Source organism: Aquibium pacificum, from assembly GCF_040839445.1.
Classification (GTDB): domain Bacteria; phylum Pseudomonadota; class Alphaproteobacteria; order Rhizobiales; family Rhizobiaceae; genus Aquibium; species Aquibium pacificus.
Genome location: NZ_JBDPGJ010000003.1, coordinates 440,685 through 465,933, shown reverse-complemented (window position 1 = coordinate 465,933; position 25,249 = coordinate 440,685). Strand labels below are relative to the sequence as shown.

Below are 25,249 nucleotides of genomic sequence, written 5' to 3'. Positions count from 1 at the left end.
CAGGAAAACGTAAGAGGACGAGACTAGCTGCGGAAATATCAGTTTTGGCAAGATTGCCGATACTTATTAAACCGCGCGCTCGGCTGCTGATTTGTTCGGTTTCGGCAACTCTGCCTTTTCCGAACAATTGGCACAGGTTGTGCCAATTGCGGACGCCAAACTGTCGCAACCTGCGACGGTTTCCCGAGCGTCTTATGCGTCCCAGACTGGGACGCATTGGCATCCCCTCACGCGCGTCTCAATTATCGCAAGTTGCGATAATTCGACAGCATCCCCTCGCGCGCGCGCAAGCGCGAGGCCAGGGGTATGTCGACATCCCTACAGGGCTACGCAACCGGGAACGCGCGTCCCCAACAGCGCACGTATTTCCGATTGAAATCATGAGGGTCGGCCCGTGTTTTCAATCGCGGACGCGTGCGGAAACTAGCCGGACCGTTCCCCCAAACCCATAGATTGCAACGATTTGAGCGTGCCCCTGGGTGCGTGAAAGGACTTCACAACATGACAAGTAATTACGAAATCGCGGAAGCGATTGCGGCCAGCTATGCGCGGCGAATGATGCGCGCCGGCTACCAGGCGGAAGACATCGCGGAAGCTTTTCTTGTGCAGGGCGTGGCGCTCGGGCGGCTCGTCAATGGCGATGCTGAAACGGTCGAGAAGCTGGACGTGATTGGAGACTACCTTGCTGATTGACCACGTAAAAGCAAGGTTCGGTGGCAAGGATGTTACGTTCAAGATCCCCCGCGCAGACCTTGAGGCTTTCGAGTCCTACACCGGGCAGAATTCCTTTGCATTGTTCACGTCGCTTGCGGGCAAGACCTGGGGGCTCGGTGACGTGTCGCGCGTCCTTAAATTCGCCATGGCGAACGCCAGCGAGAGGCGCCTGTATCGTACGCTGGCGCTAACTGGCGCACCAGCGGCGCGACTCGACGGCATCAAGAACAACCTTGTCGACAAGACTTTGGCCGCTAACGCTCCCGGTGACTACGTGCCCCTTTGCGTGTCGATTATCGGCGCGTCGCTGTTCGGTCTCGACCCGGAAGAGGCCAGCTTTAGCGATGGCTCCTAACAACGGTCTGGCAAACTTCAAGCGACGCCTTGCCAATATTCCGAAGTCCGTAAGGCGAGCCGCAGGCGCGGCGCTAGAGGCTAACGCTGCGGACCTTGTGCGAACACAACGCGCACTTGCGCCGCGCGATGATGGCGACCTCCAGGCTTCTATCCGGTGGAGCCGCGACGGCGAGATTGCGGTTGTTGTCGAGGCCGGCGGCGAGACGACCACGCGGCAGGCCAAGGGCGGCGCATATGAATACGACTACGCTCTAGCGCAAGAATTCGGAACAAAAGAACAGCCTGGGCAGAGTTTTTTCTGGCCTGGGTACAGGCTTATGCGCAAGAAAATGAATGCACGCACTAAGCGCGCCATAAGTAAATCCGTCAAAGAGGCTTACGCTAGTGGCAAATGACGATCCAAAATTAGTTGTGCGATTGGAGGCCAGACTAAAGGACTTCGAGCGTCAACTAAATAAGGCTCAAAAAGTAGCCGACAAGAGCATGGGACATATTGAAAAGCGCGCCAGCGGCATGTCTTCGAAGTTGTCCGGTATCGGCAAGATGGCGTTTGCACCCTTCGCGCTTGCCGCAACGGCTGCGTTGGCTCCCGTGCTTTCCGTTACGGCGGCGTTGAATGGTGCGAAGGAAGCTCTTAGCGAATTCGACGCCATAGCTAAGGCTGCCAAGGCTGGCGGCTTGGACGCGGAAGCGTATCAGGCTTACGCATACGCGGCCGAACTCGGCGGCGTTGCTACGGACCAGTTTGCGGCGGCGCTAGGCACATTTGCGAAGGCAAGCGGCTTGGCAGCCGAGGGCAAGGGCAAGATGGTAGGCGCACTCAAGGCGCTTAATCCGGAACTGCTCAAGAACCTTCAGACCGCGACCAGTCAGGAAGAACGCCTTCGCCTTGTGGCAGACGCGTTGGATAGGGAAACGGACGCAAGCCGCAAGGCTGCGATTGCATCGGCGGCGTTCGGCGACGCGGGAATCCGCATGGTCGAGATGCTGAAAGGCGGCTCGGCTGCACTAGACGAGACGGCGCGAACAGCACGCAAGCTTGGCCTTATTGTCGACCGCGAACTTATCGCTAGCGCAGAGACACTTAACGACGAATTCAGCACCGCGACAAAGATTATGGACCTGCAATTCAAGCAGGCTCTAATCAACCTCGCGCCTATCATGATCGGCATCGCGGAACGTGCGGCACGCTTGGCCGGTGATATCCGCGGTCTTATCGACAGCATGCGGGATCTGGAAAACCAGTCGTCGCAAAGTCTGTCTGGCGGCGTGACCGACGTCGACCGTGAACGCCTTCGTATCGAGAATGAAATCCTCGACCTAAAAGGCAAGCAAGCTGAGATTAGCGGCGCAACGGCTGAAGCTGAGCGACGCCTGCTAGACGGATCGATAAAGGCGAAACAGGAGGAGCTTGCCGCACTTACGGCCAAGGGCGCGACGATTGAAAGCATCCTTGCCAATCGCAAGCCGCTGGACCCTATCCCTAGCGGCTCACCTATTCCGGACGTCGGTGGAGGCGGTGGCGGTGGAAGCCGCAATGCGCGAGCCAAAGCGGCTATCGATGAGGGCAAGGCGGTTCGGGAACTTATCGCCGAACTTGAGCGCGAGCTTGAGCTTGTCGGCGCTAGCGACGTCGAGTTAGCGGTTTCTAATGCATTGCGGCAGGCCGGAGCTAACGCGACGGAAGAGCAGAAGCAGAAGATCCGTGAACTTGTCGAGGCTCTTCATGAGCAGAAGGCCGCAACCGAGGCTGCATCTGACGCCGCACAAGAACTATCAGGCGTCGGCAAGGACGTCATGGGCGGGTTTATTCGAGACCTGCGGGCGGGCAAGACTGGCGCCGAAGCGCTCGCAAACGCCATCGACAAGATAGCCGACAAGCTTCTCGATATGGCGCTTAACACGCCTTTCGGTGGTGGAGTTATTATCATGAAGGTGGCGGCATGACGGCATTCTTTGCGGCGGCTTATGAAGATCGTATCGAACTGCTTACGGATGGCTCCGTTGTTCGCGACGATGGAACGATAGCAAACCTGGCCGATAAGGCGTGGCGTTGCGATACCCTGCCGATTGCGTTCGCTGGGCGAGGCAACGTCGGCGCACTAATCATGACTGGACCCGTAACGTTGGGCATGCTTGCCGCGTGCGGCACTGTCGACGGCACGCTAGCGGCGTTCATCGATGAACTGGAAACAGGCTTGCCGCGCTTGCGAGGCGCCAAGATCGACGGCGTTATCTGCGCCATTAGCGAAGCTGACGGGCCGGGGATCTACTACTTCACTACGGCCGACACAGTGGCGGGCTTTGACCCGTTCGTGCTGTACAACGTCACGCCTATTCATGGCTGCGGCTCGGAACCAACCGAGGAAGCATTCGCCGCTTACGGGTTCCCGGAGCGGCTGCTAACCGAACCTTTGTCGGATTGCGGCGCCGATATGTTCACTGTGTTGCGCGCCACGAAGATGCCGCACGAGAACGCGGGCGGCCATCTGGTTTACGGCGTCGGCGGGCACGCCGACCTTACGACCGTGACGCCAGAAGGCGCCACGACGCGGCGGCTGCATACCTGGCCGGAAGACCAGATCGGCTTGCCTATCGATCCAATCGGTTCGACCCAGTGACGGCGAAGGGTGACTGCCGCAGGAAGGCGAGTCGAAATGAAGGCGAGCTAAACGGTCGAAAGTGTGGATCAGTCGCGTTCGCAAAGCCGCCAGTACCATTCTGCGGTGTGCATTTCGATTGTGGCGAGTGCTTAGGCTTGGGCGGCGCGGAGGTAGCCGGTGATGATGGGGCACTAAAAGCAGTGTTGCAATGCGCCTTATGATTGTGCTCTTGTTCGTGACATACAAATGGAACGTCAATCGGGAGGGGTTGTGTTCAGAAATGCTGTTTCGACGGCGATGGGTTTCACACGTCCTGTTGTCATTTCGCGTCAAGCAAAAAACGGGGCCTGTTCAAGCAGCATCGGCGCATTTGTTGTCGTAAACGAAGAAGGGTGGATACTCACTGCCGCACACGTGATGACGCAGATTTCTGAACTCTTAGCTCAGGAAGCTGCATTCAAGAAAACAGAACTTGAGCAACAAGAAATAGAGAAATTAGACATTTCTTCGAAGGAAAAACGGAAAAAACTCCACGCACTACCCAAATATTCAAATGATCATACAATCAACTGCTCGGTATGGTGGAGCCACAGTCACCAATCGGTACAAGAAGCTCACTTATTGCCTCATGCGGACTTAGCCCTAGCTAAGTTGGATAACTTTGATCCGAATTCAGTTTCCGTTTACCCGACATTTAAAGACCCCGGCAAGGACTATGAACCGGGAACAAGTCTGTGTAAGCTTGGCTTTCCGTTCCACTCGATCACACCTATATGGGAGACACAAACGTGTAGCTTCCGCCTTCCTGCCGGGGCCATCCCAATACCGTTTTTCCCTATTGAGGGTATCTTTACGAGAGTAGCGCAAATTGTGCTCAATGGAGCGCCGCCGCCTCCGATCCCACACTTGTGGGTCGAGAGTTCCTCGCCTGGTCTACGGGGTCAAAGCGGAGGTCCGACATTCGACACACAGGGGACGATATGGGCTATCCAAGCCAATACTGCGCACATGCCTTTGGGGTTCAACGCGAGAGTGTCACCGAATTCGCGCGATAATGTGCCACAGTTTCTAAACGTCGGTCGCGGCGTTCATATGAAAACGGTACTCGGACTTCTGGATCAACGCGGTGTTAAGCACATCGTATCCGCCTACTAACAAAGAGGAGATGAGAAATGACATCTGCGTACGAAACTCACATTATACTGCCGCCTATAAGGTCTAAAACTGAGTTTGTGGATGCCATCAATGGCACCTACAACTCAGGGTTCAATTGGGAATCGACAGATACCAATCACGAAGATCCTCATTTTGCGGTGCAGTCGGAGCTTCTATCCGGGGATTACTCACACAATCCCACGAACAAGGGGGCGTTGAAGGACAGTTGATGCTGTTTTCTCGCTCCTACTCGGGTCTTTTGGCAAGGCGAGAAACACATTCCGCCCGCTGCCAATATCCAGCCCACACGCAGCTAACTGGGTGATGCAGCGCGCCGCTGAGAAGCGCCGAGGGCGTTCACTGCCTTCGCTTGCTCTTGAACAATTCGAGCACCGCTTCCGCCGCACTAACGTAATTCGCCCACATGGCGTCCGTGCCGTGCCTGGCCCTGGCGATCGTGCGGGCGATTTCCTCGATGTTGGGCATCACCCCATCACCATCCACGCGACGAAGATCACCGCGAGCGCGAACCATGTCCCCGCGAAGAATGCGCGGCGGCTGGCGGTGGAGAAGAAACCGGGTGGGTCGTCAGGCCGCATCCAGGCTCTCCGGCTTCCGACCCACGAGATAGGACAGGGCCATCTCGCCCTTCCCCTTGACATTTACTGGCCCACGGTCCTCGAAAAGATAGGCGGACTCCAGTCCGCTGCGGACCGCCGGGGTAACTTGAATCCGTCCGGGAGTGCCATGCGACTCCATACGGGCGGCGGTATTCGCAGTATCGCCCCACACGTCATAGAACAGCTTCCGAGTGCCGATCACACCGGCTATGGCGGGACCGGTACTGATCCCGATCCTGATCTGTACCTTCTCACCTAGAGCGTCGGAGAAGCGGTCCGCAGCGTGAAGCATGTCCAAGGCCATATTAGCGACAGCTTCCAAGTGACCCGGTCGTCGGTCGGGGAGGCCTCCCGCCACCATGTACGCATCACCGATGGTCTTGATCTTTTCCAGCGAATGGAAGGCCACCAGGCGATCGAACTCCGAAAACACTTGGTTGAGAAATTGCACCACAATGTGGGGAGGCAACCGCTCGGCTCTTGGTGTGAAATCCACTATGTCGGCAAAGAGTATCGTTACCGCGTCGAACTGTTCCGCGATCGTTGTGCCGGGAGATGCTTTTAGCTGCTCAGCAATGGTCGCGGGGACCAGGTTCACAAGCAAGTTTTCTGATCGCTGGTGTTCCAACTCAAGAGCATCCTCGGCGGTTTCAGCTCTCCGAAAGGCGAAGTAGGCCGTTCCCAGGAGTACGGCAGCCGCAGTCCCGATAGCCCAAGTGAAGCTGAAATCCAAAAACCATTCTGGTTGATGCAGATAGGGAGAGGTATCGGGGGCGAGCTTCTCCAACGCCAGAAATTGGGCGACGCAGATTGCGGACAGAAGCGTCTCAAGTGGCCATCGCTTGTGACCTAACAACAGTACCGTCATGGGTGGTGCAGCGAGCAAGAAGTAGTGCGACCCGGTCCGTAGGCCGGCCGCGAAAGTCCAGAGAGTGATCGCCACCGCAAGAACGGTGAGGAAGTACAGTGCAGCCACGACCATTCCAAAGCGGTGCAACGAGGGGGCGATGAGGAACAGGGCTCCTGAGAATAGAACGCTGGCGTTGATCAACAGGAAATCGCTGCCTAGGAATATGGCAATCGATACGAAGACCAGTGTGTTCAGAAAGGAAATCGCGGCCAAACCGTTTAGGATTTCGACGCGGCGTACGTCCCGCTCACTCCGTCCAGAAGTTCCAATGGCGAGATAGCGACGCAACATGATCCGCAGGGTCGATTTCGTCTGGCATTCCCATCTTTCCCGAAACCGAGTTGTTTGAATAGTCCGTTGCATCGGTGGAACGACTACCCCAGGGGCGATGTTGAGTCCGGCTGTTCATGTGAGTGCGCGTACATGCCTGGCCACTTTTCCCCTCCCGTTCGCGTTTGTCTTGGCCGCGCCGGAAATGTCGCCCATGCCGTCACGTCGCCAGAGAAGGCCGCGGAGATCCTGCTCACGGACTGGCCGACCGGCTGGACACCGAAACACCTGGCCGCGCGCAAGGCCGTCCTGAAGGCGATGGAAAGCGCCTACACGACGGCTACGCTGGCAAGAGCTCGGAAGGCGTTCGCCGCCGCAGCCGACGAGGCCGGCATCCTCCTGCCAGAGCCGCCGAATTCAGCCGCGCGTCAGGGCTTCAAGACGCCGGATTGGAACCGGCCGATGGGGAGGCTGAAGCGGGATAGGTGACCGCTTGACAGCTCTAGGTATTTGTTCCTATTTTGTTCTCATGCCCCGCAGAAGCCGTCCCGACACCCTTTCCGCCGAAGACGCTGCCGAACTCTTCCGGCGCGCGCTACATCTGCGCGCCGCGGTCATACAAGCGCACTCGCGGTTGAGCCCATACGCGGATCAGTACCGCGAGCTAGAGGACGCACGCGAGGCACTCGACCGCGCGCTCGCGACGGTAGCGGGGCGGAAGCTGGATTACAGGAAGGCGGATCTCGGGTTGCTCGAATAGATCCTACCGGCGGTCCCACCAGGCGGCGAGCGGGATAAGGACAACGAAAACCGCCACGATGCTCAGCATGGCTATAGGTGCCGCGGTGTAGATCACAAACTCCAGCACGGTTCGATCCACTAGGAAAACGCCCGGCATTTTGCCAGGCGTTTTCACTCAGAGGCCGCGCGACGGGCGGGGAGGCGCGGCTCCTCACGCACAAACTCTGAAATCATAAAATGGTTCCGCTATTCCGTCGAATTTTACGCAGAGCAAAGCAGCGGCGCCGGCTTGCAACGAAGCAAGCAACTATCCGTTTTCGCACATTTTGGCAAAAGTAAATGTGCGAAAACAGATAGTATATTTTTGACATAGTGGAGCTAAACGGCTTGATTCCGACAGCATCTGCTGCCATGTTCCTCAATGAAAGCCGCCGCTGGGGAGGCTTTTCTCAAAGGGGGACTACCGATGCATACAGTTGAAGCGGACCTTTCGGCGAACGACATTCCGTCCGCGCTTGCCGCCGCGATCCAGGCGCCAGACTATGTGGAGGCTGCTATTCCGTTCGTCCCGCTTGGCTCTCTGGTGCGCGTCACGCTGACCGGCACGGTCGAGGCGCGAGACGAAATCAACGGCAACGTTGTTGTGGCGTTCGAAACAGAAGAAGGCGTGCGGCGCGACTGGATCGACGCGGCCGTCGTCGCGGTTATCGAATAGCTCCACCCGCGCACCTGCGACCCGGAAAGCCCGCCTCGCGCGGGCTTTTCTATGCGCGGCATGTTGCTATTCATGTTGCTATTCGCAGCCTCCGTCCATTCCCAATCCTTACAAATCAAGGGTTTGTGTTACCACGCCTTCCGAGGCACGGTAACATGGATTTTGGCGGTTTTGGCTGCTAAGTGCTTGATTTTGTTTGGCTGGGGAACCTGGATTCGAACCAGGACTAACGGAGTCAGAGTCCGTGGGTCTACCGTTAACCTATTCCCCAACACGCGGCTTGCGCCGCCGGGTGCCTAGCGAGACCGCCGGGGCACGCTCGTCTTGGCGGGCCTTTTATCACATCCGATCAGGCGATCAAGGCTTAATCACCCGGCGACGACGAGCGGAAACATGCCCATAACCGCCCGGCCACGCAACGAACCCTCGGGGCTTTGTCAGGTTCCATTGTCCCCGTTCGGTCCCAGAGTACCTCGGCGCAGGGTAGTGCGGGGACGTGTGTCGTCTCGGCGCTGCACCAACCGTGGATGGCGCCGCCGTTGTTGGAGTAAACGAGCCAACCGGCGCGCCGTACTACGCGACTCAAGGCATCCTCGGCCGGCCGACCCAACGCGACTGGATGGCCTCGAGGGCCTGCGCCCAGGCGCATCCCATCCCCTGCCCCCGCTTTCGCGCAATGCGGGACGTTGAGGCAGCGCAAACGGAATGTGAGGCAAGCCCAACTTGTCTGACCGGAGCCGGCATCCATGCTCAGTGACGCGCGGCACGCTCCGCCGCGGCGAGATCGGCCGTGGTCTTGGCGAGCCGGAAGGCAAGCTCGCGGATGATGCGGCGGGCAAGTTCCGGAAACTCCTTGATCAGTTCAAGGAAATAGCCCTTGCCGATCTTCAGCGCCGTCAGCCTGCCGTTCGCCCGCACCGTTGCCGAACGCGGAATGTCGCAGAAGACCGACATCTCGCCGATCAACGCATGGTCCCGCAGCTGTGCCACCACGACCTCGGAACCGCCCGATTCGGAAATGATGTCGGCCACCCCGCTCAGCACGATGAAGGCGCTGTCGCCGGCATCGCCCTGGCGGAACAGAACCTGGCCGTCCTCGAACTCGACCTTGTCCGACGCATAGGCCAGGAGCTTGAGCTTGGAAGGATCCATCGCCGCGAAGAGCGGGATCTTGCGAAGAACCTCCACCTCGTCCTTGAGAGTGCTCATCACCAGTGCCCTTTCAGTTGGCCGCTCCCGCGAGCGAGCCGTCGACTTCTGCCTTCCCGGGTTCGGCCGGGCGTTCCGGTTCGGTCTCGTGGAAGGCACCATTGGAGAACGTCAGAACACGGTCGAAATGTTCCGCGAGTTCGTCGTCGAGCAGCACGCAGACATAGCCGGGCGACCAGTCCTGTCCGGACAGCAGCGGCCTTTCGAGCAGCCGCTGCATGATCTCGCGCCGTCCGGGCGTGTCCATCGACCCCAGGACCTCGTTGAAGATAATCATATCAGGTTTCTTCAACAGCGCGCGCGCGACGTGAAGCTTCTGGCGCTGCGTATCGGAGAGCCGGCGGCCGCCATTGCCCATCTCGAAGCCCAGGCCGACACGCAGCAGGCCGCCGGAGATGCCCGTCTGACCGACGAGTTCCTGGACGGCGGCCAACACCTTCTCCTTGCCGTCGACAACGGTCGACGAGATGCGGCCGAGCAGGATGTTGTCGAGCACGGTCGCGGTCGGGTTGTAGCGGTCGGGATCGTGAAAGAAGACCGGCGCGACCTCCATGGCCTGGATTTCCTCGTGCAGGTCGCGGCGCGCGGCGAGGATTTCCTGCTCGGTCGCGGCGTCGAGCACGCCGAAGCGGCTCTGCGCCTCGCAATAATCGAAGGCGAGCTTGAAGACCTCCTGCCGGTCGTCGGTGCCGCGCGCGGACTTGCCGCGCGCCATCTCGGTCTTGCTGTCGCGCCCGGGCTCCTGCCGCTCCGCCATCTTGAGGCGCGCCACGATCGCTTTCAGGCGTGCGACCTCCTCGAAGCTCACGTCGGCGACCGTCTCGAAGATCTTGCTGTCGGGAGCGAGATCGCCGAAGAGCTCGATCCGCGCTTCGGCAATGCGCTGGCCCATGTCCTGGAAGGCCGTTCGCAGGCCGTGCTTCTCAAGGACCTTCAGCACGACGGGATTGCTGTTGAGGTTCGCCGGCGTCCATGCGGGATCGCTGGCGGTTCCGAACAGGAGGTTCTCGCCGATGGTCGCCTGGACGTTGTAGAGATCGGGATGGAAGGACTGCACGATGCCCTCGACGCCAAGGCTGGAGGCATTCTCGCGGAACTCACGCCGCACCTGGACGATCTTGTCGCAGAAGACCGGGTTCGCCGCCGGATCGACGGTGCCGATGAGGCCGAGGTCCTGGATCTGCCGCGACAGTCCCGAAAGTTCGAGCACGCCCGCGACGTGCCGGTCGAGCGCCTCCGAATCGGCGAGGCCGAGGTCGGCGAGATTGATCCATTCCGCGTTCGGGTCCGGCGGAACTTCGTTGAGCATGCCGGCCGAGACTTTTTGCGGCGGCGGCTCGCGGCCCGTGGCCGAGCCGACAGGCTGGTTCTTCACGACCATCAGCAGATTGTCGTTGATCGTGCCCGCCGGGAAATAGCTGCCGCTGTCGGCATAGCCGATCCGCCGGCCCGTGAGGCTTTCGGGATGTTCCTCGAGCGGCCGGCTCTCCAGGGCGATCGTGCCCGCGGCCGGCTGCACCAGCCGCACCAGCGAGGCGGCGAAGACGTTCGCCGCGATGCGGGCCGCATCCTGGCCGTTCGTCACGATCGCGATCCTGTCGGACGGCGCGATCCGCATGCGGAGATTGTCGGCGACCGTGCGTCCGGTCTCGTCCTCGAGCCGCACATGGTCCAGCTCGAAGCCCTGCGTGAGGCGCGGCACCGGCTCGTGCGGCATGCGCTGGAGCTCGGCTTCGATCAGCCCGTCGTCGCGGAAGCTGTCGACGGTCTGCTCGTAGCGCGCTTCGTTCATCAGCCGGATCTGGTCGTAGTCGATCAGTCCCTTGATCGGCCCGGGAAGGTCCTTGTAGGCGGCTATGACGGCCACCAGCTGGCCGATGTCCAGCCGTCCCGTGATGACGAAATAGCCGCCGATCAGATAGAAAAGGAACGACAGGAACTGCATCAACAGGTTGTTGATGTACTTGACCGTGAACTTCCGCTGGTAGAGCTCGAAGCGGATGCTCAGGATCGATTGCAACAGCCCGTAGTGGCGCGCGCGCGCGTAGTTCGACATATCGTTGACGTGGATGTCGGCCGCCATGTCGACGGTTTCGGCCACCTGCCCCGACAACCTGCGCGCCTGCATCTGCCGCTGCCGGCCGAGCGCGATCAGCTTGCGGCGCATGCGCGGGATGATCCAGATCTGGAAGGCCACGATCGCGATCGTCAGGAGCCCGAAATAGATCGATTGCAGGAACAGGAAGAGCAGCCCGGTCACCGCCTGCCCGCCGAGGAACAGCGGCAGCGAGAAGGCGTCGCCGACGAATTCGCCGAGCGGCTCGACTTCGTCCTTGATGACGGACGAAACCTCGGCGCCCTTCAGGTTGCGGAAGCGCGCGACGCGGTAACGCAGCACGCGGTCGAGCAGCGTGTAGCGCAGCTGGCGCAGCACCTCCTCGCCGAGCTTGCCCTTGTAGGTGTTGGTGTAGAGCTTGAACCAGCCGTTCAGGAAGACGAAGAACATGAAGGCGGTACAGAGCGCGAAGAGCATCTCGATGCGGCCGAACTGGAACCCGTCGAACAGGATCACCTCGCGGCCAAAGAATGTCTCTCCATACGGCATCGGGATTCGGAGGAAGGGCTGGGTCGCGCCGATCGCGTCGAAGTTTTCGCCCTGGATCGGCCCGTTGACGATCTGCTTGGGCAGTTCGAGCGAGAGGAAATAGAAGGGCATGGACGCGATGATGACGAGAAGCAGCCACGCCTGCTTCAGACGCGAGTTCTTCCAGATGAATTTGAGAAGATTGCGTTCCAAAGTCGCGGTGCCTTCGCCCTCATCCCCGGAGGGGCGCCCTACCCCACCCCGATGGGCGTCCTAATGTGCACGATGCCGGAAGGAGTTCAACCGGGATCGCGGCGCGGCGGCGCGTGACGGTTGATCGGGCGAAAGAATGGGGCCCGGTTCCAGCCGCTCAGCCGAAGAGCCGGTCGCCCTGCTCGTCGATCATCTGGCGTGCTTTGCGGAAGGAGACGTCGACCGCATCGTCTAGCGAGGCGAAACGGTCGGCGCGAATCAGCCGGTGCTCCTTCATCTCCCCGCCGACCTCCCTGGAGAGGATGGCGCAGGTCTGGTACTGGCCGTCGGCCTTGAATGGCGTGGCGCGGATCAGGTAGCCCTTGTATTCCTGCTCGCCCGCGGTCGCTGCTTCTTCGGGACCGGCATCACCGCCGCCGCCGATGCCGAACAGCCGTTTCAAGAATGACATCGGCGCCCTCTCCTCTTCATGTCGGTCCGGCCCGCCTCGGAAAGCGCGCCGGTCATTGCATCAAATTTAGCACGATCTCGCGCCGGTGTGGCCGGGAGCGATGCTCGAAGAGGTAGATTCCCTGCCAGGTGCCGAGCAATATGCGGCCGCCGGCGACGGGGATCGAAAGCGAGGTCTGCGTCAGCGCCGCCCTAATGTGCGCGGGCATGTCGTCGGGCCCCTCGGTCGTATGCACGATCCAGCGCATCGAAGGATCGTCGGCGGGCGGCACGAGGCGCCGGAAGAATGTTTCCAGATCGCGCCGCACGTCGGGATCGGCGTTCTCCTGGATCAGCAGTGAGCAGGAGGTGTGGCGCACGAAGACCGTGAGCAGCCCCTCCTCGACGCCCGTCTCGCGCACGAACGCCGCTGCCCGGTCGGTGAGTTCGGTCAGGCCGGGACCGTTGGTAGAGATCGTCAGGCGGGATTGGGGCATGCGGGCTTGTGGCTCAGCCTTCGGGATCCGGCGCGAGGCCCAGACCGGCGAGGTTGAGCCGGATCTCCGGCCGACGAACCGAAGCGAGATCGCCATCCGGCGCCACCTCGAAGATGTCGCGGTATCCTTCCGCGCCTAGCGCGCGATGCACCCGCGTCACCAGCGTCAGCGCGTTGACCACCCAGACCTCCGCCACGCCGTATGCGGCATAGATGCCGACCTTGCGGCCGAGATCGTAGGCAAGGCTCGTGTCGGCGATCTCGATCGCCAACAGCACGTCATGGCCGCCCTGCTCCACCGGCGCGATCGAGCGCGGCCAGATACAGAAATCAGGCTCGACGAAGCTGGTCTCGTCCAGCCATAGCGTGGTTTCCTGACCGACGGACAAGTCGTCGGCTACGATCTTCTGGAGATGCCGGTTGAGATCGACCTTCACCAGCTCGTGCCGGGCGCCCTTTGGCGACATCGGCACCACCTCCCCGCCGATCAATTCGAAGCGCTCGTCCTCGTCGATGATGCCGGCGGCAACCATCGCCTCGATCTCGGCGCGCGTCCAAACGCGCCGCGGCATGCCCTCGGCGGCTTGTGTCGTCGGTGGCCAAGGCAGCCTTGGCCGCTGCAGGTCCGGCCGCACCCCAAGCATACGCTGGCCATGTCGCAGATGCTCGTTCATGGCCGAACCATACCACGCCCCGCCGCCCCGCGCACGCCCGCCCCTGCCTATCTACGGTGAATTCGGATCGCGAAGCATCGGCTTGCTTGCGTGGCCGGTGCATTGAGGCGCACGGCAATGTGGTAACGCTCTTTCATGCCCTCACCATATCACGGGCAGCACCGGAAAGACGCGCAATGCCGTCCGCGCCGCGATCGCCCGCGCCCAATCCGCCGGCTTTCCTTCAAGCCATTTTTCTAGATCTTTCGGCGACGAGATCTTCGGCACGGCCTCGGCACTCCTCCCGCTCCGTCCACACCGTGGCAAACCAAAGCGAGCGGATCAAGCGCCATGCAACCGACGAGAGGGGCCCCAAAACGAATGAACCCGGCGTCGCCGCCGGGTCCTGTCGTTTCCAAGTCCACCGCCGTCAGCTGTCCAGAAAGCTCCTCAGCTTCCTGCTCCTCGACGGATGTTTCAGTTTCCTGAGCGCTTTGGCCTCGATCTGGCGGATGCGTTCGCGGGTGACGGAGAACTGCTGGCCGACCTCTTCCAGCGTGTGGTCGGTGTTCATGCCGATGCCGAAGCGCATCCTGAGCACGCGTTCCTCGCGCGGGGTGAGCGAGGCGAGCACGCGGGTGGTGGTCTCGCGCAGGTTGGCCTGGATCGCCGCGTCGATCGGCAGGATGGCGTTCTTGTCCTCGATGAAGTCGCCGAGATGCGAATCTTCCTCGTCGCCGACCGGCGTCTCGAGGCTGATCGGCTCCTTGGCGATCTTCAGCACCTTGCGCACCTTTTCGAGCGGCATGGCGAGCTTTTCCGCCAATTCCTCCGGCGTCGGCTCGCGGCCGATCTCGTGCAGCATCTGGCGCGAGGTGCGCACGATCTTGTTGATCGTCTCGATCATGTGGACCGGGATGCGGATGGTGCGCGCCTGATCGGCGATCGAACGGGTGATCGCCTGCCGGATCCACCAAGTGGCATAGGTCGAGAACTTGTAGCCGCGGCGATACTCGAACTTGTCCACCGCCTTCATCAGGCCGATGTTGCCTTCCTGAATGAGATCAAGGAATTGCAGGCCGCGGTTCGTGTACTTCTTCGCGATCGAAATGACGAGGCGGAGGTTCGCCTCCACCATCTCCTTCTTGGCGATGGCCGCCTCGCGCTCGCCCTTCTGCACCTGGTTGACGATCTTGCGGAACTCGCCGATCGAGATGCCGGTCTCCTGCGCCAGGTTTTGGATCTCCGACCGCAGGTTGCGGATGGAATTGCCCTCGTTGCGGGTGAACTCCTTCCAGCCGCGGGTCGTCAGGTTGGCGATGGCACGCGTCCAGTTGGGGTCGAGCTCGGTGCCCTGGTACTCGCGCAGGAACTCCTCGCGGCGCACGCCGTAGCTTTCGGCGAGCCGCAGCAGGCGGCCTTCGTTCTGCACCAGGCGCTTGTTGATGTCGTAAAGCTGCTCGACCAGCGACTCGATGCGGTTCTGGTTGAGCGACAGCGACTTCACAGCCGTGATCAGCTCTTCCTTGAGCTTCTTGTAGGAACGCTCCTGGCTGGACGACAGGTTGCCGGCGGCCGCGAGGCGCGCCTCGACCTGCTGGTCCTGCAGCTTGCGCAGCTTCTTGTAGGTCGACGCGATCAGGTCGAGCGTCTCCATGACCTGCGGTCGCAGTTCCGCTTCCATGGCGGCAAGCGACAGGCTCGCTTCGTCGTCCTCGTCGTCGTCCTCCTCCACCCGGGATTCGCCGCCGACATTGGTGATGTCGTCGTCCTCGCGCGGACCGCTGGAGCGACGGCCGCGCTCGTCAACCTTGGGCTTGGCGTCCTCCTCGACGCGCTCGACCACCGGCGCCTGCTTGGCCTCGGGCCCGGCGTAGGTGGTCTCGAGATCGATGATCTCGCGCAACAGGATCTTGGCCTCGTTGAGTTCGTCGCGCCAGATGATGATGGCCTGGAAGGTCAGCGGGCTCTCGCACAGGCCCGCGATCATCGTCTCGCGGCCGGCCTCGATGCGCTTGGCGATGGCGATTTCGCCCTCGCGCGACAGAAGCTCCACCGAGCCCATCTCGCGCAGATACATGCGCACGGGATCGTCGGTGCGGTCCGTCGGCTCCTTCTTGGCGACGGTCGCGACCGCGCTGCCGGTCTGCTCGGCAACCTCGGTCGCTTCTTCCTCGGCGTCCGCCGGCTGTTCGCCCTCGGCGTCGTCGCTGGTCTCGTCGTCCTCGACCACGTTGATGCCCATGTCCGACAGCATCGCCATCGTGTCCTCGATCTGCTCGGACGTGACCTCTTCGGACGGCAGGACGGCGTTGAGCTCGTCCATCGTCACGTAGCCGCGCTTCTTGGCGACCTTGATCATCTTCTTGACGGCATCGTCGGAAAGATCGAGCAGCGGACCGTCGGCGGCGCCTTCGCGTTCGTTCTCGGCCTCTTCCTTTTCTTTCGTCGCCATGCTTGTCTGTCTCCAACATGCGGGGAACATTCGGACGGCCAGTCTGTCGGACCGTCGATGGACGCGTATGCGCCCGCCCCGTATCAGCGAGTAGCGATCTCGCGTAAATGCACCATTAACCCTGTTTGGCCGGCGCGTCTCACCCGTTCGCCCCCCGAACGCCGATGTCACCAATGCCGCGCCTTGGCGCCGGCATGCGTCTCCGCCCCAATCAGAATGATCGTCGACCGTCCTGATTCCGTCATTTCACCGTCAGGTCAAGCCGCCCTTGCACGATTCGTCCCGGAAAAGCGAATCACCCGTCAGCTTCTCGCGACCCGCCCGGACGACACTCCGAAGCCTTCGATCAGCGCCTCGGTGGCCTGCACGTCGCGAAACTGCGTCTGGACTTCGAGGAGCTGCCGGTAGTTTTCCTCCGTCGGGTCCGTAGCCAGGGCCGCTTCAGCCGCCTTGAGCTCCTTATGTAGAACGCCGGCCGACTGGTGCAAGTGCAGGGCCTGGCAGAAGGCGTCGCGCGCGTCGTCAAGTGCCGCATCCTCCAGCGCCGGCCACTGCCTGGCGCGCCGGACGAGCGTGACCGCGGTTTCCATCACCGTTTCGAGACCCACCTGGCTCAGCCGCGCGAGGATGGTTTCGCGGTCCGCCGCCTGCCCTTCCGCGATTGCGTCGAGCAACCCGGCGTGAAGCCGCCTCAGGTCCTGGTGTTTCAGCTCCAACCGTTCGATCGCTTCGAAATACTCGTCGATCAGCAGGGGATGGTTGATCAGCGCGACCATGATCACCGTTTCGCGCATCGGCATGGTTCCTGCCGAACTGCGCACGAGGGAGGAACGCGCGAGGCTGTCCGATACGGCGAGGCGTCCCGACGCCTGCCCCGCCCTGCCCCGGCTGTGAGTGCTGCCGCCGCGATCGCCCATCCTGTCGGGATAGTTCTTCCGCTGCTGCCGCGCCGACCCGAAGAAAGCCTCGATCCGTTCTCGCATCTCCTGGCCATAGTGCCGGCGGACGTTCTCGTCGCGGATGCGCGAGGTCAGGTCACGCAGCGACTTCTCCAGCACCGATCGCCTCTCCGGCGTATCGAACACACCGCCCGATGTCTCGCGCAGCCACAGGAGTTCCGACAGCGGCCTGGCATCGGCGATCACGCTGCGGAAGGCCTCCGGCCCGCCATCCCTGACCAGATCGTCGGGATCCTGGCCCTGCGGCAAAAGCGCGAAGCGGACCGTCCGTCCGCCCTGGATCGACGGCAGGGCGAGATCGGCCGCCCTCCAGGCCGCCTTGAGCCCGGCCGGATCGCCGTCGAAGCACAGCACCGGTTCCGGTGCCATGCGCCACAAAAGCTCGAGCTGGTTCTCGGTCAGCGCGGTTCCGAGCGGGGCGACGGCATTGGGAAAGCCGGCCTGCGCCAGCGCGATCACGTCCATGTATCCTTCGACTGCGATGACGGTCCCTTCCCTCCCCTGCCCCTTGCGGGCCTTGGCGAAGTTGTAGAGCACGTCGCCCTTGTGGAAGAGCTCGGTGTCGGGCGAATTCATGTACTTGGCTGCCACCTCGGGCGACATGGCGCGGCCGCCGAAGGCGATGACCCGCCCGCGCGCGTCCTCTATCGGGAACATGATGCGGTCGCGGAACCAGTCGTAGGAGACCGGGATGTCGTCGCCGTGCCGCACCAGCCCGCAGGCCTCGATCTGCTCCTTCGCCACGCCGTTGGCGGCAAGATGCTCCTTCAGCGCGTTGCGCGATTCGGGCGCATAGCCGAGGCGAAAGGCCTGCTGGGTCCCCGATGCGACACCGCGCTCGCGCAGATAGGCGCGCGCCTTCGCGCCCGAGGAAGCCTGCAGCTGCTCCTGGAAGAATCGCGTCGCCATTTCCATGACGTCGTGGAGGCTCGCCCGCTGCCGCTCGCGCTTCTCCATTTCCGGATCGCGCGCCGGCATCGGCACCCCGGCCAGTTCGGCGATCCGCTCCACCGCTTCCGGGAAGCTCACGCCGTCGAGCTCGGTCAGGAAGCGGAAATGGTCGCCCGAGACGCCGCAGCCGAAGCAGTGGTAGCGCCCCTTCTTGTCCTCGCAGTGGAAACTCGGCGTCTTCTCGCCATGGAAGGGGCAGCAGGCCCAGTAGTCGCCCCTCGACGCGTTCGTCTTGCGCTTGTCCCACGACACGCGCGTGCCGATCACCGTGGATATCGGCACGCGGTCGCGTATCTCGTCGAGGAACTGGTTGGGGAAGCGCATGGGACGATCTCTCTGTCCCCTTACATAATGGTTCGCACGTGGACGCACGACTCCTTCTTCCGTCCGGCCCCGGTTTCCACAGGGCATCGACTCCGGTCGCCGCGTCGGAATGGCTCAGAACCGCCACTCGGTGTCGCGCGGCGCATCGACATTTCGCGGGGTTCGGATCATTATCCGGCTAAAAGAATGCAACGCGGAACCAGCTGCGATTCGAACGGTTTGGTGCACTATGATTCTCTCGAAATCTCATGATTCGCGTACCTTCCGGGGTGTTCGGGAATGACCGGCTCGCTCGTCCTTCTGAATCTCGCGGGCGCGGTGGCGCTCCTGCTTTGGGCTACGCGGATGGTACGCACCGGCGTGGAGCGCGCCTATGGCGACATCCTGCGCCACCGGCTGCGGCGCATCCTGCGCAATCCCGTGAGCGCCGTCTTTGCCGGTGCAGGGCTCGCGGTGGCGCTGCAGAGCGCCACGGCAACCTCGCTCCTGATCGGCTCCTTCGCTGGCGCGGGCATCATTTCCGGCACCGCGGGGCTGATCACCGTGCTCGGCGCCGATGTTGGCTCGGCCATGGTGGTCAAGCTGCTTTCCTTCGATCTCGGTCTGCTCGTTCCTCTCTGTCTCGTCGCCGGGACTGGCATGTTCCTCACCACGGCGGCCAGGAAATGGCGCCAGATCGGACGCATTCTCATCGGGATCGGGCTCCTGATCCTTTCGCTGCAGATGATCGGGAATGCATCCGAGCCGCTTCGCGACAGCCGCCTGCTGCCCGTCATCGTGGGGTACCTCGCGGGCGACCCCGTTACCGCATTCCTCATCGCGGCCGTGGTCACGTGGCTCTTCCATTCGAGCGTCGCGGCGGTCCTGCTGGTGGCGGCGCTGGCCGCGCGCGGCCTGGTTCCGGCCGAACTCGGGGTCGTTCTCGTGCTCGGCGCAAACCTCGGCGGCTGCGCCATCGCCGCGGTGCTGTCGCGCGCTTCGCCCCCGGCCTCCCGGACTGTTCCGATCGGCAATCTGATCCTGCGCGGATCCGGATCGGTCCTAGTGCTGGCGGGCATCGTTTTGTTCGAGCCGCCGCTCCATATGCTCGGCAGCGGCGTGCCGGCGCAACTGATACATGCCCACATCCTCTTCAATGCGGCACTTGCACTCGTCGGCATCCCCATCGCAGGTCCCATCCATGCGCTGGCTACCCGGCTCGTCAGAGTGTCGGTCCCGGAAACCGGAAACCTCGCTGTCGCCGAACTCAGCGCACTCAACGAAAATGCGCTGGACAAGCCGGCGCAGGCGCTTGCGAATGCCACCCGCGAGGTGGTGCGCGTCTGCGAGGCGATCGAGGTGATGATCAAGCGGGTCATCGAACTCTACGTGCATGCCGACGAGGAAGGCATCAAGGCCCTGGCTGCGCTGGACGATCGCGTGGACCGCAGACATGCCGCGATCAAGCTCTACCTGGCGAGGATGACGGTCCATCCGCTCTCGGAGGACGAAGCGCTGCGTTGCCAGGAACTGATCGGCGCCTGCGTCAAGCTGGAGCAGGTGGGCGACATCATCGTGCGCAACATGCTGGTCCACGTCCGGAAGAAGCTGGATCGCGGCCTGGAATTCACCGAGGAAGGCTGGCGCGAACTCGTCGAATTCCACGCCTCCGTCGCGGCGAATGCAAGGCTGGCCTTCAACGTGCTGGTCTCGCGCGACAGCGAAACGGCGCGCCAGCTCGTCTTGGAGAAAGACCGGCTTCGCGACATGGAGAAGTCCTCGAACCAGAACCATTTCGCGCGCCTGCGCGACGGCTCGGTCAAGAGCCTCGAGACGAGTTCCATCCACCTCGACACGATCCGCGATCTGAAGCAGATCAATTCCCTGCTCGCATCCATCGCCTACCCGGTGCTGGAGGATCAGGGACTGTTGCGCGACAGCCGGCTGAAGGCCAGCTGAACGGCGCGAACACCCCACGCTGTCAGCCCGGGCTCCGCATCGATTTGTTGCATTCGAGGTTTTGTGTCCGGGAGGAGGATCGGCCGCCGATGCGGGCGTATGCGATCAATTGGATGATCCCGCTACCGGAGCATGCCCTTGACGATGCCGCTGGCCTTGCCGAAGTCCATGCGGCCCGGGAACTTTTCGCGCAGGGCATTCATGCACTTGCCCATGTCCCGCAGTCCGTCGGCCCCGACCTCGTCGATCACCTGGGCGCAGGCCTGCTTCACGGCTTCCTCCTCGAGTTGCCGGGGAAGGAGGTCACGGATGATGCCGATCTCCTCGCGCTCCTGTTCGGCGAGTTCGAGACGGTTGCCCTCCTCGTAGAGCCGTGCGGATTCCTGACGCTGCTTGATCATCTTGACGAGGATCAGCGCTATCTCCTCCGTACTGACGGGGTCCTTCCCCGCGGAGCGGTTGGAGATGTCCCTGTCATTGACTGCTGTCTGGATGAGCCGAATCGTGGAGATCCTGCGTTTGTCGTTCGATTTGAGGGCATCTTTCAACGCCTTCGCGATCATCTCGCGCATTGGGACAAGACTCCTTTGGCGGCACTGGACAATAGCGCCGCCCAATTGTTGACGCAAACCGATTTTGCGGCACCAAGCCGCTGTTTTCGTTTGCGAAAGCTTTTCTCTTCGGGCCTCATTGCCACGATTGACCGCGCCGCCCGTTTTGCCTATTGTCCGCATCCTGCATGGACATACATTTAGCGCACGGTCAGGGCGGGCAAGTCATGCCGGGCCGGATTTGGCGCGCGATATGGCCCTTTCGCCGAGGGATATCAAGCCCGGCATGGCCGCCTTCGATGGAGAAACCCGCATGATCGCATCCACGGCGCCCTGGGGCGCGGAAAAAGCCACGGCTCTGCTCGTGCTCTCCGACGGAACTGTCGTGGAAGGCCGTGGGCTGGGCGCCACGGGCGACGCGATCGGCGAGGTCTGCTTCAACACGGCGCTCACCGGCTATCAGGAAATCCTGACCGACCCATCCTATGCGGGACAGATCGTCACTTTCACCTTTCCGCACATCGGCAATGTGGGCGCCAACGGCGAGGACATCGAGGATCTCACACCTGCCGCGCGGGCGGGCGCCGTCGGGGCGGTGTTCCGTGCCGACGTGACCAACCCGTCGAACTACCGCTCTGCCGAGAACCTGGACGACTGGCTGAAACGGCGCGGCATCGTGGCGATCAGCGGCATCGACACGCGCGCCCTCACCGCCCGCATCCGCGATCTCGGCGTCCCGCATGCCGTGATCGCGCATTCGCCGGACGGCATTTTCGACGTGGAAGACCTCAAGAAGCGCGCGGCCGAATGGCACGGCCTTGTCGGCCTCGACCTCGCCAAGGAAGTCACGTCCGGCCAGAGTTCCACCTGGAAGGAGACGGCGTGGGCCTGGAACGAGGGCTACGGCGAACAGACCGATCCTTCCATGCACATCGTGGCGATCGACTACGGCGTGAAGCGAAACATCCTGCGGCTCATGGCCGGTCTCGGCGCGGAGGTGACGGTGGTGCCCGCGAATACTCCGGCGGAAGACATCCTCGCCATGCGCCCCGACGGCATATTCCTGTCCAACGGTCCGGGCGATCCGGCGGCAACGGGCGAATACGCGGTACCCGTCATCCGCGACCTCCTCGACGCCGACCTTCCCATGTTCGGCATATGCCTCGGCCACCAGATGCTGGCGCTCGCGGTCGGCGGCAAGACGACCAAGATGCACCAGGGGCATCACGGCGCCAACCATCCGGTCAAGGACTACACCACCGGCAAGGTCGAGATCGTCTCGATGAACCATGGCTTTGCGGTGGATGGCGACAGTCTGCCGGAAGGGGTCGAGGAAACCCACGTCTCCCTCTTCGACGGATCCAATTGCGGCATCGCGCTGGCCGGAAAGCCCGTCTTCTCGGTCCAGCATCATCCGGAGGCTTCGCCCGGGCCGCAGGATTCGCACTACCTGTTCCGCCGCTTCGTGAACCTCATCCGCGAGCGCAAGGGCGAACCGGCCCTCGCGGAACGGTAGAACCCGCTGGGGGCGCGTCGCCAAGCGCCGCGGTTACGACGAAATGCGCAACCTCACGACGTTTTCGCGGATTTCCTGGAACACGTCGTCCAGCTGGCTACGCGATGGGGCGTCGAAGAAGTGGGCGGCGCTCGTGGCGCAGTCCTTCAGCATCATTCCCGTCTTCACGTCCGGCTCCTCGAGCCTGATCGTGTAGACGATGATGCCTTCCTTCTTGGCGTTGCCGCAGGCGGCCAGCGTCTTTTCGTTCATGATCTTGTTGGTGTCGGAGGACGACCCGTTCGCGATACCGATGCGGCCGTCGACCAGGTAGCCGTTGCTCGAATAGCTCGAACGCAGGCTGGTGTTGTTGTTGCCGAACACGTTGGAGCCGTCGGTCAATACGATCATGATCTTCTCGACGCCAGGTTCCTTCACCCGGCCTTCCGAGAATGGCTCGTGCGGCGACAGCACCCGCATGCCCCAGGCAACGCCTTCCATGATGTTGGTCGTGCCATTGGCTTCCAGCGACTTCACCCTGCTCTTGATGCTGGAGTAGTCGTTGTTGAGCGGCACGATCGGCTGGGTAACGCAGTCCCTGTTGGGACCCCTTCCGCCGCTCATGTTGGTGGCGGGAACGAACCATTCGCCCAGCCCGCTGATCGGAACAAGCGTCCCACTATCCGTGACCAAGCTGGTGACGCCGTACTTGACCAGTTTCCTGATCTGGGCAACCGCGCTGTTGTCGAGAGGATCGACCCAGGAGGCGATGTAGCTGTTGCCGTAGCCGTTGTCGGGCTCATCGATGGAGAACGAAGGGACGAAGAGGCTCTTCGTGTCGCCCTTCTTGGCTTCCCGATCGGAGACGTCGTAGTCTTCGCCAGGGCCACTGTAGCGGGTCTCAACGCAGCCCTTCCAGTCGTCCTTGAGGTTGTGCATGACCTCGAACCGGCTGACACCCTTCTTGAGTTCGAGCTGCGGGAGCTCGGCTCTCCCTCTCAGGTCGAGCCAATCGGCGCCGGTCTTGTTGACCAACCTTCCGTGCTTGTCGAATTCCGGGCCGAAATGTTTGCCGACGTTGACGAAATTGGCGAAGGGGACAACCGCGAACTTTAGCTTTTCATCGTCCTTGATCTGGGTGGACATCGTGTCCACGAGCCCGACGACGGCGTCTTTCATGGAGGCGAGCTTGCCGCCCTTCATCGATCCGGTCGTGTCGAGCACGAGGGCGATCTCGTACTTGTTGTACGCGATATCGGCCGAGGATTCGGCGCCGACCTTGGCAGTGTCGTAGCCGATGAGGCCGGCGAAGGCGAGTTTCTGACGCAGGCCGCCCTTGAGCGTGACCCGGGTACCGTTCCGCTTGAGATCCAGGTCGACGTCCTCGGGATCGAAGTTCGCGCGAATGAACTGCTGCGCGATTGCATTGGCATCCGCGTCGCTGATCTCCTTGCCTTCTCGGGCCACGGCAAGAACGGCGGCATCCAGAGCGTTCTGGAGTTCGGCCTTGCTGTTGCTCAGCGATGAGAAGTCGAGGGCGATACCGGCGCCGAGAACGAGAGGAACCATGGCAAACGCGGCCATGATGCCAATATTCCCGCTTTCGTTTCGCAGCAGGCGGCGGACAGAAGACGCCAACATCACTCTACCCCACTCCATTGTCGATGGGGCAAGACTAGACGTCCCGGGTTAAGGTGGAGCTAAACCGAATGCTTAGCGACGCATGAAGGAATCTTCCCGATTTGTCGAGATACCGGCAGACGTTCTCGGGATGGCTGGTCAGATATCGCCGTCGAAGGTGTCGCAATCCGACATGCGGCCGCTCTCGAAACCGCGCTGGAACCATTCCTTCCGCTGCGCGGACGTGCCGTGGTTGAAGCTGTCGGGAACGACGTAGCCCTGCGATCGCTTCTGCAGTGTGTCGTCGCCGATCTGATTGGCCGCGTTCAGCGCTTCGTCGATGTCGCCCTGCTCCAGAAGCCCCTTCTGTTCCGTGTAGTGCGCCCAGATGCCGGCATAGCAGTCCGCCTGCAGTTCCACCCGCACCGACATGCGGTTCGCCTCGACCTCGCTCATGCCCTGGCGCGCCCGGTTGAATTTCGGCAGGACGCCCGTGACGTTCTGGACGTGATGTCCCACCTCGTGCGCGATGACGTAGGCCTGCGCAAAATCGCCCGACGCGCCGAACTGGGTCGCAAGCTGGGCGAAGAACGATAGATCGAGGTAGAGCTTGGTATCGCCCGGACAGTAGAACGGGCCGGATGCCGCGGACGCGAAGCCGCACGCTGACTGGACCTGATCTGAGAAGAGAACCATTGTCGGTTCCGGATAGTCCCGGCCACCGGCTTCGAAGATGCCGTTCCAGACATCCTCGGTTTCGGCGAGCACCACCCCGGCGAACTGCGCCGTCTCGTCGGAGGCGGCACTCTGGACTGGCGTCCCGCCGCGCGGCTCTTCCTGCATCATTTCGAGCGGGTCGATGCCCAGGAAGCGCAGCACGAAGAAGACGATGACAAGGATGACGATCCCCGAAATGCCTCCGCCTCCGATCGATCGTCCGGCGGGGATGCGGATGCCGCCGCGACCAAAACCCCCGCCGCGCCCGAAGCCTGCGCTGCGGCCACGCTGATCCTCGACATTGGCACTCTGACGACGGCCTCTCCAGCGCATCGCGGTCTCCTCGTGTGTACGCCGAACCGGATGGTGCGGCGGGTCAGGCATCGGCTCATGAATAATGTCCGACGCCTGCGAAGTCATGACGATTCTGCATCGTGCGCGAGCCGCTCAGGTCAGCCGTCCTGGCAAGGCGTAGCGGCTGACTGCACAAGAATCGTCAGGTAGCCCCAACTTTTGACTTAGCGCAAAGTGCCCAAAACTCCCCCGGGTTAGTGCTCCAGTGCGGCGGCG

The 25,249-nt window shown here is 62.0% G+C and carries 22 protein-coding genes and 1 tRNA gene; 10 read left to right on the top strand and 13 right to left on the bottom strand.

Translation table 11 applies throughout. The features are described 5' to 3' along the window. Positions 1-501 precede the first annotated feature (501 nt). From ABGN05_RS14725 to ABGN05_RS14700, 6 genes are all read left to right on the top strand, one after another. Positions 502-693, top strand: a complete 192-nt coding sequence (locus ABGN05_RS14725) for a hypothetical protein (RefSeq protein ID WP_367954788.1) — start codon at positions 502-504, stop codon at positions 691-693. Further along, on the top strand, positions 683-1,069 hold the full coding sequence (locus ABGN05_RS14720; protein WP_367954787.1) for a GTA-gp10 family protein: 387 nt from the start codon (positions 683-685) through the stop codon (positions 1,067-1,069). Before ABGN05_RS14725 ends, ABGN05_RS14720 begins: the two co-directional genes overlap by 11 nt. Beyond that, positions 1,059-1,466, top strand: a complete 408-nt coding sequence (locus ABGN05_RS14715; RefSeq protein WP_367954786.1) for an HK97-gp10 family putative phage morphogenesis protein — start codon at positions 1,059-1,061, stop codon at positions 1,464-1,466. The genes ABGN05_RS14720 and ABGN05_RS14715 overlap by 11 nt, the downstream gene beginning before the upstream one ends. Beyond that, positions 1,456-3,018, top strand: coding sequence for a hypothetical protein (locus ABGN05_RS14710; protein ID WP_367954785.1), 1,563 nt, complete (start codon positions 1,456-1,458; stop codon positions 3,016-3,018). Before ABGN05_RS14715 ends, ABGN05_RS14710 begins: the two co-directional genes overlap by 11 nt. Further along, positions 3,015-3,692 (top strand): hypothetical protein, encoded by a 678-nt coding sequence (locus ABGN05_RS14705; RefSeq protein WP_367954784.1) that lies wholly within the window; start codon positions 3,015-3,017, stop codon positions 3,690-3,692. Before ABGN05_RS14710 ends, ABGN05_RS14705 begins: the two co-directional genes overlap by 4 nt. 252 nt (positions 3,693-3,944) lie before the next feature. Then, the gene (locus ABGN05_RS14700) at positions 3,945-4,829 is read left to right on the top strand and encodes a trypsin-like peptidase domain-containing protein (protein ID WP_367954783.1); all 885 of its coding nucleotides are present in this window, start codon (positions 3,945-3,947) and stop codon (positions 4,827-4,829) included. Between the two features lie 357 nt (positions 4,830-5,186). Here ABGN05_RS14700 and ABGN05_RS14695 read toward each other — a convergent pair whose 3' ends face one another. Then, on the bottom strand, positions 5,187-5,315 hold the full coding sequence (locus tag ABGN05_RS14695) for a hypothetical protein (protein ID WP_367954782.1): 129 nt from the start codon (positions 5,313-5,315) through the stop codon (positions 5,187-5,189). A gap of 102 nt (positions 5,316-5,417) precedes the next feature. After that, complete coding sequence (locus tag ABGN05_RS14690) at positions 5,418-6,650, bottom strand: adenylate/guanylate cyclase domain-containing protein (protein ID WP_367954781.1); 1,233 nt, start codon at positions 6,648-6,650, stop codon at positions 5,418-5,420. A 132-nt stretch (positions 6,651-6,782) separates the two neighbouring features. Here ABGN05_RS14690 and ABGN05_RS14685 point away from each other — a divergent pair, with 132 nt between their 5' ends. After that, a complete protein-coding gene (locus tag ABGN05_RS14685) occupies positions 6,783-7,118 on the top strand; it encodes a DUF982 domain-containing protein (protein ID WP_367954780.1) in 336 nt (111 codons plus the stop codon). Between the two features lie 673 nt (positions 7,119-7,791). Further along, positions 7,792-8,085, top strand: a complete 294-nt coding sequence (locus ABGN05_RS14680; RefSeq protein ID WP_367954779.1) for a hypothetical protein — start codon at positions 7,792-7,794, stop codon at positions 8,083-8,085. Between the two features lie 197 nt (positions 8,086-8,282). On the opposite strand, the gene ABGN05_RS14675 is transcribed toward ABGN05_RS14680, so the two are convergent. The 8 genes from ABGN05_RS14675 to dnaG form a co-directional block, all read right to left on the bottom strand. Then, a tRNA-Gln gene (locus tag ABGN05_RS14675) sits at positions 8,283-8,356 on the bottom strand. A gap of 479 nt (positions 8,357-8,835) precedes the next feature. Continuing rightward, positions 8,836-9,294: a cyclic nucleotide-binding domain-containing protein gene (locus tag ABGN05_RS14670; protein WP_367954778.1), complete on the bottom strand. Its 459-nt coding sequence runs from the start codon at positions 9,292-9,294 to the stop codon at positions 8,836-8,838. 13 nt (positions 9,295-9,307) lie between these two features. Beyond that, positions 9,308-12,091: an ABC transporter transmembrane domain-containing protein gene (locus ABGN05_RS14665; protein WP_367954777.1), complete on the bottom strand. Its 2,784-nt coding sequence runs from the start codon at positions 12,089-12,091 to the stop codon at positions 9,308-9,310. Positions 12,092-12,248: 157 nt separating this feature from the next. Then, positions 12,249-12,542, bottom strand: a complete 294-nt coding sequence (locus tag ABGN05_RS14660; RefSeq protein WP_367954776.1) for an HlyU family transcriptional regulator — start codon at positions 12,540-12,542, stop codon at positions 12,249-12,251. A 52-nt stretch (positions 12,543-12,594) separates the two neighbouring features. After that, complete coding sequence (locus ABGN05_RS14655) at positions 12,595-13,017, bottom strand: secondary thiamine-phosphate synthase enzyme YjbQ (RefSeq protein ID WP_367954775.1); 423 nt, start codon at positions 13,015-13,017, stop codon at positions 12,595-12,597. 13 nt (positions 13,018-13,030) lie between these two features. Beyond that, a complete protein-coding gene (locus ABGN05_RS14650) occupies positions 13,031-13,588 on the bottom strand; it encodes a Uma2 family endonuclease (protein ID WP_367954774.1) in 558 nt (185 codons plus the stop codon). 511 nt (positions 13,589-14,099) lie between these two features. Further along, entirely contained in the window at positions 14,100-16,124 is a 2,025-nt protein-coding gene (rpoD, locus tag ABGN05_RS14645; RefSeq protein ID WP_367954773.1) for an RNA polymerase sigma factor RpoD, read from the bottom strand. A gap of 302 nt (positions 16,125-16,426) precedes the next feature. Beyond that, on the bottom strand, positions 16,427-18,358 hold the full coding sequence (gene dnaG / locus ABGN05_RS14640) for a DNA primase (RefSeq protein ID WP_367954772.1): 1,932 nt from the start codon (positions 18,356-18,358) through the stop codon (positions 16,427-16,429). A 279-nt stretch (positions 18,359-18,637) separates the two neighbouring features. On the opposite strand from dnaG, the gene ABGN05_RS14635 reads away from it, so the two are divergent. After that, positions 18,638-20,296 (top strand): Na/Pi cotransporter family protein, encoded by a 1,659-nt coding sequence (locus tag ABGN05_RS14635; protein ID WP_367954771.1) that lies wholly within the window; start codon positions 18,638-18,640, stop codon positions 20,294-20,296. Positions 20,297-20,418: 122 nt separating this feature from the next. Here ABGN05_RS14635 and ABGN05_RS14630 read toward each other — a convergent pair whose 3' ends face one another. Beyond that, the gene (locus tag ABGN05_RS14630; RefSeq protein ID WP_367954770.1) at positions 20,419-20,868 is read right to left on the bottom strand and encodes a GatB/YqeY domain-containing protein; all 450 of its coding nucleotides are present in this window, start codon (positions 20,866-20,868) and stop codon (positions 20,419-20,421) included. A gap of 292 nt (positions 20,869-21,160) precedes the next feature. Here ABGN05_RS14630 and carA point away from each other — a divergent pair, with 292 nt between their 5' ends. Next, on the top strand, positions 21,161-22,363 hold the full coding sequence (carA, locus tag ABGN05_RS14625; protein ID WP_367954769.1) for a glutamine-hydrolyzing carbamoyl-phosphate synthase small subunit: 1,203 nt from the start codon (positions 21,161-21,163) through the stop codon (positions 22,361-22,363). A gap of 33 nt (positions 22,364-22,396) precedes the next feature. Here the strand turns inward: carA and ABGN05_RS14620 are convergent, their stop codons facing one another. Both ABGN05_RS14620 and ypfJ read right to left on the bottom strand, forming a co-directional pair. Continuing rightward, positions 22,397-23,983: a pilus assembly protein TadG-related protein gene (locus ABGN05_RS14620; RefSeq protein ID WP_367954768.1), complete on the bottom strand. Its 1,587-nt coding sequence runs from the start codon at positions 23,981-23,983 to the stop codon at positions 22,397-22,399. A gap of 138 nt (positions 23,984-24,121) precedes the next feature. Next, positions 24,122-25,012, bottom strand: coding sequence for a KPN_02809 family neutral zinc metallopeptidase (gene ypfJ / locus ABGN05_RS14615; protein WP_367954767.1), 891 nt, complete (start codon positions 25,010-25,012; stop codon positions 24,122-24,124). Positions 25,013-25,249 lie beyond the last annotated feature (237 nt).

Coding starts and splice junctions, on each gene's coding strand:
- ABGN05_RS14705 (WP_367954784.1), top strand. CDS start 3,015: ATGACGGCATTCTTTGCGGCGGCTTATGAAGATCGTATCGAACTGCTT.
- ABGN05_RS14695 (WP_367954782.1), bottom strand. CDS start 5,315: ATGCCCAACATCGAGGAAATCGCCCGCACGATCGCCAGGGCCAGGCAC.
- ypfJ (WP_367954767.1), bottom strand. CDS start 25,012: ATGCGCTGGAGAGGCCGTCGTCAGAGTGCCAATGTCGAGGATCAGCGT.
- ABGN05_RS14660 (WP_367954776.1), bottom strand. CDS start 12,542: ATGTCATTCTTGAAACGGCTGTTCGGCATCGGCGGCGGCGGTGATGCC.
- ABGN05_RS14680 (WP_367954779.1), top strand. CDS start 7,792: ATGAAAGCCGCCGCTGGGGAGGCTTTTCTCAAAGGGGGACTACCGATG.
- ABGN05_RS14635 (WP_367954771.1), top strand. CDS start 18,638: ATGACCGGCTCGCTCGTCCTTCTGAATCTCGCGGGCGCGGTGGCGCTC.
- ABGN05_RS14655 (WP_367954775.1), bottom strand. CDS start 13,017: ATGCCCCAATCCCGCCTGACGATCTCTACCAACGGTCCCGGCCTGACC.
- ABGN05_RS14620 (WP_367954768.1), bottom strand. CDS start 23,983: ATGTTGGCGTCTTCTGTCCGCCGCCTGCTGCGAAACGAAAGCGGGAAT.
- rpoD (WP_367954773.1), bottom strand. CDS start 16,124: ATGGCGACGAAAGAAAAGGAAGAGGCCGAGAACGAACGCGAAGGCGCC.
- ABGN05_RS14690 (WP_367954781.1), bottom strand. CDS start 6,650: ATGTTGCGTCGCTATCTCGCCATTGGAACTTCTGGACGGAGTGAGCGG.
- ABGN05_RS14630 (WP_367954770.1), bottom strand. CDS start 20,868: ATGCGCGAGATGATCGCGAAGGCGTTGAAAGATGCCCTCAAATCGAAC.
- ABGN05_RS14725 (WP_367954788.1), top strand. CDS start 502: ATGACAAGTAATTACGAAATCGCGGAAGCGATTGCGGCCAGCTATGCG.
- ABGN05_RS14670 (WP_367954778.1), bottom strand. CDS start 9,294: ATGAGCACTCTCAAGGACGAGGTGGAGGTTCTTCGCAAGATCCCGCTC.
- carA (WP_367954769.1), top strand. CDS start 21,161: ATGATCGCATCCACGGCGCCCTGGGGCGCGGAAAAAGCCACGGCTCTG.
- ABGN05_RS14715 (WP_367954786.1), top strand. CDS start 1,059: ATGGCTCCTAACAACGGTCTGGCAAACTTCAAGCGACGCCTTGCCAAT.
- dnaG (WP_367954772.1), bottom strand. CDS start 18,358: ATGCGCTTCCCCAACCAGTTCCTCGACGAGATACGCGACCGCGTGCCG.
- ABGN05_RS14685 (WP_367954780.1), top strand. CDS start 6,783: ATGCCTGGCCACTTTTCCCCTCCCGTTCGCGTTTGTCTTGGCCGCGCC.
- ABGN05_RS14650 (WP_367954774.1), bottom strand. CDS start 13,588: ATGCCGCGGCGCGTTTGGACGCGCGCCGAGATCGAGGCGATGGTTGCC.